The organism is Ruegeria sp. HKCCD6428 (assembly GCF_013110595.1).
In the GTDB taxonomy this organism is placed as follows: Bacteria; Pseudomonadota; Alphaproteobacteria; order Rhodobacterales; family Rhodobacteraceae; genus Ruegeria.
Map to the genome: position 1 here is coordinate 451353 of NZ_WVQX01000002.1, position 14991 is coordinate 466343.

At 57.4% G+C, this 14991-nt stretch carries 11 protein-coding genes; 5 read left to right on the forward strand and 6 right to left on the reverse strand.

The annotated features are described in order from the left end of the window. The first annotated feature begins 18 nt into the window (after positions 1-18). The 4 genes from phnA (at position 19) to GS620_RS07475 (ending at position 6096) form a co-directional block, all read left to right on the forward strand. Complete coding sequence (phnA, locus tag GS620_RS07460; RefSeq protein ID WP_171363226.1) at positions 19-1263, forward strand: phosphonoacetate hydrolase; 1245 nt, start codon at positions 19-21, stop codon at positions 1261-1263. Positions 1264-1281: 18 nt separating this feature from the next. After that, a complete protein-coding gene (gene phnY / locus GS620_RS07465) occupies positions 1282-2730 on the forward strand; it encodes a phosphonoacetaldehyde dehydrogenase (protein ID WP_171118373.1) in 1449 nt (482 codons plus the stop codon). A 106-nt stretch (positions 2731-2836) separates the two neighbouring features. Beyond that, a complete protein-coding gene (locus GS620_RS07470; protein WP_171614957.1) occupies positions 2837-4189 on the forward strand; it encodes an aspartate aminotransferase family protein in 1353 nt (450 codons plus the stop codon). Positions 4190-4431: 242 nt separating this feature from the next. Then, on the forward strand, positions 4432-6096 hold the full coding sequence (locus GS620_RS07475; protein ID WP_171614959.1) for a Na/Pi cotransporter family protein: 1665 nt from the start codon (positions 4432-4434) through the stop codon (positions 6094-6096). Between the two features lie 460 nt (positions 6097-6556). On the opposite strand, the gene GS620_RS07480 is transcribed toward GS620_RS07475, so the two are convergent. Beyond that, complete coding sequence (locus tag GS620_RS07480; RefSeq protein ID WP_171205982.1) at positions 6557-7024, reverse strand: Lrp/AsnC family transcriptional regulator; 468 nt, start codon at positions 7022-7024, stop codon at positions 6557-6559. Between the two features lie 127 nt (positions 7025-7151). Here GS620_RS07480 and GS620_RS07485 point away from each other — a divergent pair, with 127 nt between their 5' ends. After that, positions 7152-10613: an indolepyruvate ferredoxin oxidoreductase family protein gene (locus tag GS620_RS07485; protein ID WP_171614961.1), complete on the forward strand. Its 3462-nt coding sequence runs from the start codon at positions 7152-7154 to the stop codon at positions 10611-10613. A 280-nt stretch (positions 10614-10893) separates the two neighbouring features. On the opposite strand, the gene GS620_RS07490 is transcribed toward GS620_RS07485, so the two are convergent. From GS620_RS07490 to GS620_RS07510, 5 genes are read right to left on the reverse strand one after another with little or no spacing between them, the layout of a single operon-like run. Continuing rightward, a complete protein-coding gene (locus GS620_RS07490; protein ID WP_171614963.1) occupies positions 10894-11589 on the reverse strand; it encodes an RraA family protein in 696 nt (231 codons plus the stop codon). Further along, complete coding sequence (locus GS620_RS07495) at positions 11586-12281, reverse strand: alpha/beta fold hydrolase (protein ID WP_171205936.1); 696 nt, start codon at positions 12279-12281, stop codon at positions 11586-11588. Before GS620_RS07495 ends, GS620_RS07490 begins: the two co-directional genes overlap by 4 nt. Continuing rightward, on the reverse strand, positions 12278-13402 hold the full coding sequence (locus tag GS620_RS07500; RefSeq protein WP_171614965.1) for a cobalamin-independent methionine synthase II family protein: 1125 nt from the start codon (positions 13400-13402) through the stop codon (positions 12278-12280). Before GS620_RS07500 ends, GS620_RS07495 begins: the two co-directional genes overlap by 4 nt. A 10-nt stretch (positions 13403-13412) precedes the next feature. Continuing rightward, a complete protein-coding gene (locus tag GS620_RS07505; protein WP_171118386.1) occupies positions 13413-14015 on the reverse strand; it encodes a trans-aconitate 2-methyltransferase in 603 nt (200 codons plus the stop codon). Continuing rightward, positions 14012-14977, reverse strand: coding sequence for a cupin (locus tag GS620_RS07510; RefSeq protein WP_171205938.1), 966 nt, complete (start codon positions 14975-14977; stop codon positions 14012-14014). Before GS620_RS07510 ends, GS620_RS07505 begins: the two co-directional genes overlap by 4 nt. Positions 14978-14991 lie beyond the last annotated feature (14 nt).

Here is a 14991-nt window from a genome sequence, read left to right on the forward strand (position 1 = left end):
ACATCAAGGAAAATACAGATGACCATTCAAACCCCCGTCGAAGCAAATGAGCGCGTCTATCCGACGCCGAAGGTGCCTGCTATTGCCATCTGCCTTGATGGATGCGAGCCCGAATACCTTGATGTCGCGATTGCGAAAGGGCTGATGCCCAATCTCAAGCGGATACGCGAAGAGGGTACGGACCGACTGGCCCATTCCGTTATCCCGTCCTTCACCAACCCCAACAATCTTTCGATTGCCACCGGGCGCCCTCCGATCGTGCATGGCATCTGCGGCAACTACCTCATCGACCCTGACAGCGGCGAGGAAGTGATGATGAATGATGTCCGCTTCCTGCGTGCGCCGACCATTTTTTCCCAATTCTACGACGCGGGTTTCCGCGTGGCGATGGTAACCGCCAAGGACAAGCTGCGCGCGCTGTTGGGGGCCGGGCTAAAATTTGACGAGGGCAGGGCGGTTGCGTTTTCTTCCGAACGGTCGGGTGAAACGACGCTGGCGGAACATGGCATCGACAACGCCAGCAAATGGCTGGGCATGGACGTCCCCGAGGTCTACTCGGCAGAACTTTCCGAATTTGTCTTTGCCGCTGGCGTCAAGCTGCTGAAAGAGTTCAAGCCCGACGTGATGTATTTGTCGACCACCGACTATATCCAGCACAAGTTTGCACCCGATCAAAAAGGCGCTCTCGATTTCTATGCCATGTTCGACCGGTATCTGGGCGAACTGGATGAACTGGGTGCGGCCATCGTGGTGACCGCGGATCACGGCATGAAGCCCAAGCATTTGGCGGATGGATCCCCCTCGGTGGTGTACGTGCAGGACCTGATGGACGAATGGTTGGGCAAGGATGCGGCGCGGGTCATTCTTCCGATTACCGACCCATACGTTGTGCATCATGGCGCGTTGGGGTCTTTTGCAACCGCCTATTTGCCTGACGGAGCAGACCGGGACGACATAATCAGCAAGCTCAAGGCGACCAGCGGCATCACCCATGTGCTGACCAAGGCCGAGGCGATCGAGCAATTCGAATTGCCGGGCGACCGCATTGGCGACATCGTGATGGTTTCCGGTGAAAACATCTGCATCGGCACGTCCGAGCATCGCCACGATCTGGCAGCACTCAAAGAACCATTGCGCAGCCATGGTGGTTTGACCGAGCAGGAAGTTCCCTTCATCGTGAACCGTGTCATCGACCTGCCAAACCAACCCGTGCTGCGCAATTTCGATGCCTTCTTCTACGCAACAACAGCGGCGGCACAGTAAGCTATGAAAGATCAGACCATGTCGAAAATCGAAGTACGCAACGAGGGAATGCGGATCGGTGGCGAGATTGTCTTTACCGACGACACCGTTCCCGTTCTCTACCCGTACACAAACGAGGTTGTGGGTCACGTACCAGCCGGTACAGCCGAACATGCGCGCCGGGCGTTCGAGATTGCGGCGAATTTCAAACCCAAGCTGACCCGATACGAGCGCAGCCAGATCCTGCAACGGGCGGGCGAGTTGATCGGCGAAAAACGCGATTATCTTGCGAAATGGCTGACGCTGGAGTTGGGGATCTGTCACCAGCATGCGATCTACGAAACCAAGCGCGCGCAGGACGTGTATCAATTCGCGGCGGCCGAGGCATTGAAGGATGATGGTGAGATCTTCTCCTGCGACCTGACCCACAACGGCAAGGCCCGCAAGATTTTCACCACCCGAGAGCCGGTTAAAGCAATCAGCGCAATCACGCCGTTCAATCACCCGCTGAACATGGTCAGCCACAAGATCGCGCCGTCGATTGCCACCAACAATTGCATGGTTTGCAAACCGACCGAGCTGACGCCGCTGACCGCATTGACACTGGCTGACATACTCTATGAGGCCGGCTTGCCGCCCGAGATGTTCCAGGTCGTGACAGGTTGGCCCGCCGACATTGGCGACGAGATGATCACCAATGAACACATCGATATCATCACCTTCACCGGCGGTGTGCCCGTGGGCAAGATGATCGCCGAAAAGGGCGTCTACAAGCGTCAGGCGCTGGAACTTGGCGGCAACGACCCTCTGATCGTACTGAATGACCTGAGTGAGGCCGATCTGGACAAGGCGGCAGCCATTGCGGTGGCGGGGGCTACCGGAAATTCCGGCCAGCGTTGCACGGCGGTCAAGCGCATTCTCGTGCAGGAAAGCGTGGCCGATACATTCGTGCCTCTGGTTCTTGAGAAGGCCAGGAAGATCAAGTTCGGCGATCCTCAAGACCCGGAAACCGAACTTGGATGCGTGATCCATGACAAGGCCGCCGAGGTTTTTGAAAACCGCGTTTTTCAGGCGGAAAAAGAAGGTGCTGAAATTCTGTACCACCCCGGTCGCCAGGGTGCGCTGCTGCCGCCTATCGTGGTCGACAAGGTGCCCCATGACAGCGAGCTGGTGATGGAGGAAACCTTTGGACCCATCGTGCCGATCGTTCGCGTGCCGGACAACGACGAAGAAGTGATGGCAATTTCCAACGGAACCGAGTTCGGCCTGTCTTCGGGTGTCTGCACAAACGATCTGAACCGGGCGATTGCCTTCATCAACGGGTTGAACGTCGGCACCTGCAACATCTGGGAACAGCCGGGTTACCGCATTGAAATGTCGCCCTTTGGCGGCATCAAGGACAGTGGAAACGGGGTGAAGGAAGGCGTCATCGAAGCGATGAAGTTTTTCACCAACGTCAAAACCTATTCGCTGCCGTGGCCTAACTGAGTCTGTTGCCCTTACCCCTTTTGCGGAAAGGGCAACACAGTTCCTCCCTGGTACTGGCGGGCCTTGCGGGGTCCGCATCTTTTGATGACGGCAAAGAGGAGCGGCGATGCCACAAATTGTCCACACTGAAGGGGAATCAAACACGTCCGAGGCGCGCAAGGCGTGGCTGCAAAAATCGATGGGGCCGAAATCATCGCCATTGCTCAAACGCGATGCGAACGTGTTCCTGCATCAATCTTTGTCTTCACCCTGCGTCAGCACCATTGCAAAGGCCGAAGGGCTCTGGATCGAAGACATCGAGGGCCGGCGGTACATGGATTTCCACGGCAACTCGGTGCACCACATCGGGTATGGCCATCCCCGCTTGGTAGCCGCCATAAAGGCACAGCTTGACGATCTGCCCTTTGCGCCCCGCCGCTTCACCAATGATCCGGCGGTGGAGCTGGCTGAAAAACTGGCAGAGATCGTGCCTGGTGATCTGGGCAAAATGCTCTTTACCACCGGCGGCTCTGACGCCAACGAGGTTGCCCTCAGGATCGCGCGCGCCGCTACGGGTCGGTTCAAAACGATCAGCTTCTGGGATGCTTTCCATGGCGCGGGGTTCGGCGCTGCAAGTGTCGGCGGAGAGGCGACCTTTCGCAGTCACATTGCGGGGCCCCTTTTGTCCGGCACCGAACATGTAGCCCCCTTTGCCTGCTATCGATGTCCGTACAATCATGCGGGCCCCGAAACCTGCGGGCTGGCCTGTGCGAATATGGTGGAATATGTCCTCGAGCGCGAAGGAGATGTGGCGGCGGTCATTGCGGAACCGATGCGCGCCGTGCCCTATGTCCCTCCGCCGGGGTTCTGGAAGACGGTGCGCGAGGCATGCAACCGTCACGGGGCGCTGTTGATCATGGATGAAATCCCGACGGGTCTTGGCAAGACGGGCAGGATGTTCGCCTTTGAACATGACGAGATCATCCCGGACATCGTGACACTTGGGAAGGCGCTTGGCGGCGGCATCCTGCCTATTGCCGCCTGTGTCGCCCGCAAACAGCTGGATGTCTGCGGAGATTTTGCCATCGGGCATTACACGCACGAAAAGAACCCGGTCACCGCCCGGGCCGCTTTGACGACGATCCAGATCATCGAAGACGAAGGCCTGGTTCACCGGTCAGCCGAACTGGGTGAACATGCCATTGGTCGCTTGATGGATGAACTTCAGAACGTTCCGATTGTCGGAGACATCCGGGGAAGGGGCCTGATGTTCGGGATCGAAATCGTCGATGATCGCGCCGACAAAACGCCGGGGAACGCGTGCGCCGAACGGATCTACTATGCCTGCCTCGAGGCCGGTCTGAGCTATAAGATCAGTCAGGGGTGCGTTCTGACGTTGTCTCCGCCGCTAACGATCCCGCGTTTGGAGTTGGACCGCGCAATCGACATCGTAATTGCTGCAATCAAGGCCGAGAGTTGACGCCCCTTACCGATCTCGTGTCACAATAGAGGATCAGGGGCCGCGCCCTTCCGGGCGCCCTTGGCCAAGTTCGTAGGTGACGGATGTTCCGTCAGAGCGCGGTCAAGTGCTTGCGGTGAAGCACACAGGAGTTTACGCCTTGTAGGCCAAAATGGGATGTATCCCTTCCCAATCGCGGCCGGTAACATGAATAATACAATGCGCCGCGACAAGCTGGGCCAAAAAGAATAACGGGGTAGAGTATGGCAATTGTCAGCTTCCTTATCAGCCTTGCCGGGGCGACGATGCTGCTGCTTTACGCGGTTCGTATGGTGCGAACCGGGATCGAGCGCAGCTATGGGGCGTCGTTCCAGCGGGTAATGACCCAACAACGCAGCTACCTTCAGGCCTCGGTGGTCGGGTTGACGATGGCGGTCGTGCTGCAAAGCTCGGCGGCCGTTGCTCTGTTGACCTCGGGGTTTGCGGCCAGTGGAATGCTCAGTTTTCCTGCCGGCCTTGCGATTGTACTTGGCGGCGATCTGGGGTCGGCGCTGATCATCCAGATTCTTTCGTTCCGGCTGGACTGGCTTGTTCCGATGCTGTTGGCGGTTGGGGGGTATCTGTTCGTAAAGACCGACTCCAAAAAAACCCGGCAAATGGGGCGCATCCTGATGGGCGTGGCCTTTATCCTGATCTCGCTTCGGTTCCTTCGCGAGGCGATGGATCCCATTCGGGACAGCGCGTTTCTGCCCGCGGTGGCGGATTATCTGGCGCGCGATTACATCACCGCGTTTTTGGTCGGGGGCGCCTTGGCTTTCATCATGCATTCCTCGGTGGCGGCCATCCTCATGTGTGTGACCCTTGTTCAGATCGGAGCGATCCCGTTTGCCGCCGGGATGTCTTTGGTATTTGGCGCGAATTTCGGCTCTGCCTTCATTCCGGTCTGGCTCACCCGTGCCATGCCAGTCCAGGCCCGGCGCATTCCCTATGCCAACCTGGCATTGCGTGGCAGTTGGGCCTTGCTGAGTTTGTTTGCGGCCAACATGGCTCTGCGGACCGGGTTGTTAGGAGACCCGCAAGGCGGGCAGATGCTGGTCAATGTGCATGTTTTGTTCAACCTGTCACTGCTGCTTCTGGCCTTGCCATTTTGCGGGAAGTTGAAAGATCTGTTCGAAAGGTTCTTGCCGGATCAGAAGAAAGAACTGGTTCCGCAACCGGCACGACCGGCCAGCGCATTGGACATAGGCAATGTGGCCAATCCCAGCCAGGCCCTGCCAAGTCTCAAGCGTGAACTGCTGCGGATGAGCGACCTTGTCGAAACCATGTTCCGGCCTTGTCTGGAATTGTATCGCAGTGGCGACAAACAACAGATTCGAGCGGTGCAAGCCATCGACGAGGACGTGAACAATTGCCTGTCCGGGATCAGGGCATTCGTTTCGGCGATTCCACCGGATGTATACGAAAAAAAGGATGAAAAATCCGCGCGCGACCTTATGGAATTCGCTATCCGGCTGGAGACGGCCGGTGATGTCGTGGCCAAACGCTTGACCGTGTTGGCGGGTGAAATGCGGGCCAAAGGCTCGAGCTTTTCGCAGGAAGGCTGGTCGGAACTTGTTCAGATGCACGAGGGCATTCTGGCCAACATGAAGCTGGCATCAAACGTGCTTATCTCGGACGATCTGGAAAGCGCGCGCCTGCTGAGCCTTGAGAAGACCGAAATCAAACGGGTGGAACGTGAAAGCCGTAAACGACATCTGCGCCGATTGCAGCACGGGTCACGGGAAAGCTTCGAAACCAGTGATATTCATCTTGAGACGTTGCGGGCGTTCCGGGAGTTCAACAGCCATATCGCATCTATTGCTTACCCGGTGCTGTACCAGAATGGCCAGCTTCTCGAGACGCGGCTGATCGACGAAATTGCGAAATAGCCGGAAGGTTCTCTGAATAAAATCTGAAAAAGCAAAGGAATGATGCTACACTTTTGATGACGGCAGCGAACAGGAGCCGGACTCGATGCAAGCACGGGTAAAGAAAACAGGAAGATCGAAACGCGAAGCAACAAAATGGCTTCAGTTTCGAAATTCGGTTTTGCGGCTTTTCGGCGTCGATGGAAGCTTCCGCCCAGAGCGCGGCGCAGAAGGCGGAATCCAAAAGGTCGCGGTCGAAAAGGCAACCACGTTTTACCTGCCTTGAAGCTGAATTGCGCAACGGTTTTTGTGGGCGTTCCCAGACCTGATCCGTGAAAAATTCTATGAACATCAATTCCGTGGAGTTTGGCGGGCCAAATCGTAGCTTCGGAACATGTTCGAGTGAATCTTTCGCTTGGTGCGTTCAAAGCTTTGCAACAAAGCCCACACCAGACGGCAAGTCCCACCCGGGGAACCGATCTCAACAGGAAGGAATGGGCAGGGCGTTGCTGCGTTTGATTTCGCGCAGAACGACATTTGTTTGCGCGCTTTCCACCGCCGGCAGGCGAAACAGGAATTCTTCAAGAAAAACGTTGTAAGCCCCGATATCCTTGCAGATCACCCGCATGTGGTAATCTGCCTGCCCGGTCGTTGCGTAGCATTCCATGACTTCCGGGCGCTTTTCGATCGCTGCAATGAAGCGTTCAAGATGTTCCGGATTGTGCCGGGTCAGATGAACATGCACCAGGGCCTGAAACGAAAGCCCGGCGCGTTCAGGCGACAATTCGGCACGGTACTGCGAAATCAGGCCGGCCTCTTCAAACACGCGGATTCGACGCCAGCAAGCAGAGGATGACATGCCCACCCGTTCTGCAAGGTCAGCATTTGAGATGCGGCAATCCTTTTGAAGCAGCGCGAGAAGTTGGCAGTCACGTGAGTCGAGAAGCATCCGAGAAAAATACCCCATAACGTGACAAAATAAGAGAGGATTTTTCAAAAATACCCGGAAATGGCGGGAAGCTAGAACAGATTCCTCAAAGGAGTCCGGTAAAATACCCAGAAAAGGCGAGGCATCCATGACTGACCAGTCCCTGAAATTCGATACTTACGCCCTGTCGGACCGATACAAAGCCTCAGAGGGTCGTGTTTTCCTGACGGGAACGCAAGCTCTGGTGCGCATCATGTTGGACCAGGCCCGCAGGGACGCAGCAGCGGGAAACAACACGGCCGGGTTCATCTCCGGATATCGGGGGTCTCCTCTTGGTGGTTTGGATCTGGAGCTGTGGCGAGCGAAAGAGGAAACCGAGGCGGCCAGGATCACATTCATGCCGGCCGTAAACGAAGACCTCGGCGCCACAGCGGTTCTTGGTGCCCAGCAGGCCTCGCTTGATCCCGATTGTGAAGTCGAGGGCGTGTTTTCGATGTGGTACGGGAAGGGCCCCGGAGTTGACCGTTCAGGGGACGCGTTGCGCCATGGCAATGCCTATGGCTCGTCGCCGAAGGGCGGGGTTCTGGTTGTCGCGGGTGACGATCATGGCTGCGTGTCTTCTTCAATGCCGCATCAGTCCGACGTCGCCTTCATGACCTGGTTCATGCCAACGCTGAACCCTGCCAACGTGGCTGAATACCTGGAGTTCGGTGAATACGGGATCGCGCTGAGCCGATACTCGGGCACCTGGGTCGGGTTCAAGGCGATTTCGGAAACCGTGGAAAGCGGGCAATCCGTGCGGTTGAAGCCGGACCGTAAATTTACCTTGCCGGAAATAGATCTGCCGCCGGGCGGCTTGCACGTGCGCAGCGCCGATTTGCCAAGCCCGGCCATCGAGACGCGGATCGAACACAAGTTGCGGGCAGTCGAGGCTTTTGTCGAGGCGAACCCGATCGACCGGCGCATCTATGACATCAAGGATGCCCCATTCGGGATTGTCACAACGGGCAAAAGCCATCTGGACCTGATGGAAGTGCTGCGTCTTCTGGGGCTCGACGAAAGCGGATGCCGCCGTTTGGGCATCGACATCTACAAGGTGGGGATGGTTTGGCCTTTGGCGCGGCGCGATGCGTTGTCTTTCGTCCGTGGCAAAAAAGAGGTGCTGGTCGTCGAGGAAAAACGCGGGATCATCGAAAGCCAGTTCAAGGAATATTTCTATGACTGGCCGGGGGACAAACCCGAAAAGATGGTCGGAAAACACCGCGCAGCGGGCGATCCGTTGATTCCCTGGACCGGAGAGTTGAGTCCGTTGAACCTGATTCCGGTCGTTGCAGAGCGACTCGACCGTTTTTTCCCGGAAGAGGGATTTCTGGAAAAGGCGAAGGCGCTGACGGACGAACCGCCATCCGTTCTGAATGTTCCGGGTGCGGTCAGGGCTCCGTATTTTTGCTCGGGTTGTCCCCACAACACATCCACCAAAATCCCGGATGGAAGCACGGCTGCGTCAGGCATCGGCTGTCACGTGATGGCAAGTTGGATGAACCGCAACACGGTCGGTTATGCGCAGATGGGTGGCGAAGGTGTGCCGCATGTTGTTGCCTCGAAATTCAATGGCAACAAACATATCTTTCAAAACCTTGGCGAGGGCACCTGGTATCATTCCGGGTCGCTTGCCATTCGCCAGGCCGTGGCAGCGGGTACGAACATCACCTACAAGATCCTGTACAATGACGCGGTGGCAATGACGGGGGGGCAGCCTGTTGATGGCCCTATCAGCGTTTCCGGGATCGCCCAGACCTGCCGCGCGGAAGGTGTCGACCGGATCGCGTTGGTTTCAGACGATATAACGAAGTTCGATTCCAGCGATTTTCCGGCACGAACGAGCTTTCACCCCCGGGAAGAGATGGATGCCGTGCAGCGTGAGCTGCGTGACATCCAAGGTGTGACGGTTTTGATCTACGAGCAGACCTGCGCCACCGAGAAACGCCGTCGCCGCAAGCGTGGCAAAACAGAAGACCCCAAGCGGTTTGCTTTCATCAACCCAGCAGTGTGCGAAGGCTGCGGCGATTGCTCGGTCGAAAGCAACTGTCTGAGTATCGAACCCTTGGAAACCCCATTGGGCCGCAAGCGAAAGGTCAACCTGAACTCTTGCAACAAGGACTTTTCCTGCCTGAACGGGTTTTGCCCCAGTTTCATTACTGTGGAAGGGGCGGTGCGGCGAAAGGAACCCAGGCAGAAACTGGATATCCCGTCGCTTCTTGCCAAGGTTCCCGACCCGCAGCTTCCTGACCTGCACGCGCCGTACGATCTTTTGGTCGGTGGGGTCGGCGGCACCGGTGTCGTAACGGTGGGCGCCGTTCTGACGATGGCGGCGCATTTGGAAGGCAAAGGCGCCAGCGTGCTGGATTTCACCGGGTTCGCCCAGAAATTCGGTACGGTTGTCGGCTATGTTCGCATTGCCCGCACGCCCGAAGAAATCAATCAGGTCCGAATTGAGGCCAAAAGCGCCGACGCCGTCATCGGGTGTGACGTGGTCGTGTCTTCGGCGCCCAAAGCCTCGGTTCACTACCGCAAGGGCACAAAAGTCGTACTGAACCGTGCGGAAATGCCAACAGGCGACCTTGTTCTGCACCGCGATGCCCAACTCAAGGTCGACGAAAGAGAAGCGCTGATACGCCGGACCGTCGGCGAAGAAAATGTCTTCGCGTTGGATGCAAACCAGTTGGCCGTGGATTTGCTGGGGGATTCGGTCTTTGCCAATACCTTGCTGTTTGGTGTCGCGTGGCAGCTGGGGAACATTCCGATCAGTGAGGTTGCAATCAAACAGGCGATCAAGCTCAATGGAACCGCGATCGAGGCCAACATCATGGCCTTTGATCTGGGGCGGGTGATCGCTGCAAACCCGCAGATGCTGAATGCGAAGGAGAAGAGCTTTTCGCAAGAAACATCGCAGCAGATAATCGATTACCGGTCCGATGATTTGGCGACCTATCACGATGACGCTTATGCGCAACAGTACCGGGATCGCCTGACCCGTCTGTCAGCAGCACTGCCTGACCAGATACGCGAGGAAGCGCTTTCGCTTGCGGCAAAATCCCTGTTTCGCCTCATGGCAATCAAAGACGAATACGAGGTTGCTCGGTTGCTGACATCGCAACAATTCGAGAAACAATTGCGGTCCGAGTTCGAAGGGGATTTTCGGATCAAATACCACCTCGCGCCACCGGTTCTGAGCGGTCGCAAGGATGCACGCGGGCGACCGCGTAAGCGAAGCTATGGTGGTTGGATGACCCCCGTTCTGAGGCTTCTTTCGCGTGCACGCAGGCTTCGCGGCGGCTGGCTTGATCCATTCCGGTTATCAAGGGACCGCAAGCTTGAAAACGAAACCCTGGCCTGGTTTTTGGCTGTCTTGGATCGCATCGAAGAAGTCAGCCCCGAGCTGGAGGCGGAAACCTGCCTGAAGATCCTGTCAGCGCCGCTGGATATCCGCGGTTTTGGCCCGGTGCGCGAAGCAGCAACACAAACCGTACGTGCAGATGTAGATGCCATGCTGAACGTGATCGGAGAACAGCGAAGGGATGCGCAGGGCGCCGCTTCTCACAAGGTTTGATTGTTCTTTCGGGAAACTGTCTGGAAACGCGGATTGTACGCGGGGCTGAACGGATCTGAACCCCCTTACGCTCCGGTGTAATGGACTGCTGTCTGAAACGGTCCGGTTTGCGTTCGGGCTTCACCGGCAGCGGCGCGACGCCGCCACCGGACAGACAGATTTGGGTAACCCTTTGTCACGGGCATTGCGTTGGCAGAGGCCGTCCTGCTCTGGGTGGACGAGCAAGGGGCTTGTAAGTGCATTTCACCCAGCCGGCTTTCATTGTCTCCGACCCTTGTGATCAGACCCGTGCTTTTTCAAAGGCGGCCCAGGCGGTTTCGAATGCTTCGAAATCAAACGCGGGCTCGCGGGCTGCGTCCAGAACAATACGTTCTGTCGCCAAAAGCTTATGGATTGCAGCTTCCAATTGATCAACGACATCATTCGGTATGACCAATGCGCCATGACGATCGGCGTGAACAAGATCACCGGGGTCAACTGTCAGACCAAAAATCGAAACCTGAGTGTCAATCTCGCGGACGTGGACGAAACCATGGCTCGGTCCGATGGAACCAGCGACAACCGGGAACCCTTGGGGCAAATCCCCGAGATCCCGCATGACACCATTGGTCAGAGCGCCAGACATGCCGAAACCCTTGTGAACCGTCGTATTGATCTCACCCCAATAAGCGCCGATGCAATCGGGATAATCCAGATCCTTGATCACGGCGATTGAAGGGCCGGGTGCCTCGGCCATGTACTTGTAATAGGCCATACGTCGGGCTTTGATGACTTCGGGCGGTTCGGTCGGGGGATTGACCGCAGCAATTTTGGCGGTGCGCGCATAGCCGACGATGGCAGGCCCTTCGGGGGCCGAGCTGAGCATGGTGCCACGCGTGAACCTGTCGAACCCGCGCCTGCCCTGTGCCACCTCGATGGCATTGCAGACAGTTGGCGTATCGACTTTGCGAAGCAAAGACAAAAGGGACGGTGTCATGTGTCCTCCAGCCAGCGGGACAGCGCCGCTGTTGTTTTTTCAGGTTGTTCCAATGTCGGGAGATGGCCCGCGTCGCCGATGATCTCAAGCGCGCTTCGTGGCAGCAGATCATGCATAAGTCGGTGGCGTTCAACTGGGCAAAGCCGGTCTTCACGTCCGCACAAGACCAGAGCCTTTCCGGTATAAGCCGTCAGCGTCTCGCTTTGGTCCGGTCGGTTCATAAGCGCCTTGGACTGACGTATGAAAACGTCAGGGCCCAGGTCGGTGGCCATTGCCATGCACAGATCCAGAATCGCCCCCCGGTTCGGTCCGTCAGCCAGATAACCGGGCTTCATCTCGTCACGCATCACGGTCCTCATCTGACCGTTGCGAACGGCGGATATCTGCGGCGTGCGACGCGCTTTTACCTCTGGCTTTTCTGCCATTGGATTGGTGTCAAGCAAGGCCAGACGCGAAACACGTTCGGGGGCTTGGCGCGTTACCTCCATGGCCACGATACCCCCCATGGACAGCCCGGCCAGCGCGAAGACCGGCGGCGCATTTCCAAGGATATCCTGGGCCATGGCCTCTATGCTGTCGTGATGAGACAACGGAAAGGTCATCACGGGCATTCTGCCCGACAGAGCATTGATCTGGGGGCCAAAAAGCCGGGCATCACACATCATGCCCGGCAACAAGATCAGAGGTTTCATGCCGAAGCCAGCTTTGCCCCTTCGGACAACGCCGCCAGCTTGGCATAGGCGATCTGGGGATCGACGGCGCCGAAACCCGCAAAAGTGCCAAAGCCGCAATCGCTGCCCGCGATCACCCGGTCCGGTCCCACGATTTCCGTGAACCGGTCAATCCGTTGGGCCACAAGTTCGGGATGTTCGACGAAATTGGTCGTGGTGTCGACCACGCCGGGCACCAGAACCTTGTCATCGGGAATCTCGGCCTTGCGGTCCCGGAAGACAGTCCATTCATGGGCATGCCGCGGATTGGACGTTTCGAACAGGACATAGCGCGACTTGGTTGCCATCAGGGTGCTGAAGACCTTGTCCATGGCGATGTCACAGCAATGCGGGCCTTCGTAGTTGCCCCAGCAAATATGTACCCGTACCCGATCCTGCGGGACGTTCTGAAGCGCATGGTTCAGGGCCTCGACATGCATGTCGGCAATCTTGATGAACGCCTCATCCGACAGGTCGGTGAACAGCATGTGGCGCGACAGGGCAAGATCGGGGCAATCCAGTTGCAGGTCCAACCCGGCGGCGACGATGGTTTCGTATTCGTCCTTCATCGCGTCGGCCAACGCTGCCAGATAGGCCTCTCGCGTAGGGTAGAAATCATTCTGCAAAAACAACGAGATCACTCCGGGAGACGCGGCATTCATGAAACCGCGCTCGGCCCCGTGTTGAGCCATGGCCGCTTTGAGGTTGGCGATGTCCTTTTGTAACTCACCATGCCCTTTTGATCGCACCTCACCCGTGCACATCGGCCTTGCGTATTGTGGCGTACCGCCGTCATCGGCCAGTCTTTGCAGAAAGCCGGGGAACATCTTCAAGTCTGCCGGTGCATTGCGAGGGCTGTCGCCCGAAAACCCGGTGTAGCGATCTTTGACATAGGTCGCATAGGAGATTTTCGAAGTTTCGCCGTCGCTGACGATATCAACACCGGCTTCGACCTGTTTGCGCACCGTTTCGGCCACGGCGTTGGCCATGCAGGTATCAAAGGCGCCTGTGTCATAAGGTTCGCCGTTTTCGCGGGCAAAAATAAAATCCACGACGTCCTGCGTTCGGGGCAGAGAGCCAACATGTGTTGTTTTTACGGTCATGGGGACCTCCTTAAATTTTTCGTGCCATCAGGATCGTGTGGCTTTGGGCCTCTGGATCTTCGGCCAGGTATCCGGTCATTTGCAGCCCGTTTTTCTCAAGACACCCGGCGTAACCGGCCGGGGACAGCGAGGCGTGGTAGACAAGCTCTGATCCCACTGTGCCGCTGACCTCTCCGGCACGAGGTCCGACGGTCAGCATGAGCATTCCCTTGGGTCGCAAATGGCGCGCCATCCGGGCGATACAGTCTTTCTGCTCGTCCGCCGTAAGGTGGAAAAAGCTGTTCCAGGCAATGATGCCGTCGAACTGTTGATCCAGTTCAAAACTCCGCATATCCGCGTTGCGCCAGTCGCCATCGGGCCAACGGTCGCGGGCAATGGCAAGCATGGCGTCGGAAAAATCGATACCCGTGACGTCAAACCCTTCGGCCATGAACCAACGGGCAATCGGGTCGCCCGAACCACAGCCCAGGTCCAATACGCGGTCACCCGGCTTCAGGCTGGCCGTGAAGCGCGCCAACCAGCGCGCTTCGAACAGGGCCTTGGAACGGCGCCTGTCATATTCGGTCGCCTGCCGTTCATAAACGGCGTGGGTGTCATTCGGGTCCGCGTTCATCCTGTCCAGGTCGCTCCTGCCGGGTCATCGGTTGCGGTGATGCGGTACAGGCCCGCCTGTCCGGTCATAGATGGCTGAATACCATAGGTTTCGCCGGGAAGAACCAAGGCCGTGTCGCCCACCGAGATCGAGGTTTCGTACCCGTCGATCGAAACACGCCAGTGACCGCTGGCCGGCATCAGAACCACTGGTTTCTCGGCAGCGATCGGTTGGGTCACTGCGGATCCGCGCCCCAGAAAATCGACCTCGAATCCGGGTTTGTCCTTGATCAACGCGTTTTCGCCAATCACCTTTGCGGGCTTTTTGGCCGACAACGCCATTAGATCCCAATACCGCGCAACGTATTTGCCGACCACATCTTCGACAGGAACTTCGGGATAGCTTTTCAGCTGTTCTTCGGTCAGCAAAGGCATCGGGCGGACATTGTGGGGCAGTTCCTGGCCCAGTTTGGAGTCGTACAGAACGCCATTGTCGCCCAGCATCAGACCATGTGCCTGCGCATCTTCGATCACCTGAGGCGCCCAGGTGACGCCGCCACCCGCATCGTCTCCGCCCAGGATCGACATGATCATTCCGTAATCCTGGCCGACATTCTCAAAGCCCCGGAAAATACCCGTTGGAATGTTGAAGATGTCTCCTTCCTCGGCGATGAATTCCCCGGCCGTACCATAGCGGCCCCAGAAAAACCGCCAACGACCCTTGGCAACGAAAAAGACCTCGGCGGTGGTGTGGCTGTGCAGTGAGTTGCGGCATTTCGGCGGCTGCCCGGCCGCTCCGATGTTGAATCCGATCTTGTCCGTGATGTGGACATGCTGGTCCGGAGATTCCGAGACGCCGCCGCCGATTATCGTGAAGTTCTCTTTCTGGTCGCTGCCGGGAGTATGGGCATCGATAAAAGCGGTTTTACAAGGTTGAAGCTCGCCATAGCGGACTATGCGGGAAGGGATGGATGATTTTGTCATGACGTACGATCCGA

Bases quoted from the DNA above. Each gene is read 5' to 3' on its own strand.
- phnA (WP_171363226.1), top strand. From the start codon at position 19: ATGACCATTCAAACCCCCGTCGAAGCAAATGAGCGCGTCTATCCGACG.
- phnY (WP_171118373.1), top strand. From the start codon at position 1,282: ATGTCGAAAATCGAAGTACGCAACGAGGGAATGCGGATCGGTGGCGAG.
- GS620_RS07470 (WP_171614957.1), top strand. From the start codon at position 2,837: ATGCCACAAATTGTCCACACTGAAGGGGAATCAAACACGTCCGAGGCG.
- GS620_RS07475 (WP_171614959.1), top strand. From the start codon at position 4,432: ATGGCAATTGTCAGCTTCCTTATCAGCCTTGCCGGGGCGACGATGCTG.
- GS620_RS07480 (WP_171205982.1), bottom strand. From the start codon at position 7,024: ATGCTTCTCGACTCACGTGACTGCCAACTTCTCGCGCTGCTTCAAAAG.
- GS620_RS07485 (WP_171614961.1), top strand. From the start codon at position 7,152: ATGACTGACCAGTCCCTGAAATTCGATACTTACGCCCTGTCGGACCGA.
- GS620_RS07490 (WP_171614963.1), bottom strand. From the start codon at position 11,589: ATGACACCGTCCCTTTTGTCTTTGCTTCGCAAAGTCGATACGCCAACT.
- GS620_RS07495 (WP_171205936.1), bottom strand. From the start codon at position 12,281: ATGAAACCTCTGATCTTGTTGCCGGGCATGATGTGTGATGCCCGGCTT.
- GS620_RS07500 (WP_171614965.1), bottom strand. From the start codon at position 13,402: ATGACCGTAAAAACAACACATGTTGGCTCTCTGCCCCGAACGCAGGAC.
- GS620_RS07505 (WP_171118386.1), bottom strand. From the start codon at position 14,015: ATGAACGCGGACCCGAATGACACCCACGCCGTTTATGAACGGCAGGCG.
- GS620_RS07510 (WP_171205938.1), bottom strand. From the start codon at position 14,977: ATGACAAAATCATCCATCCCTTCCCGCATAGTCCGCTATGGCGAGCTT.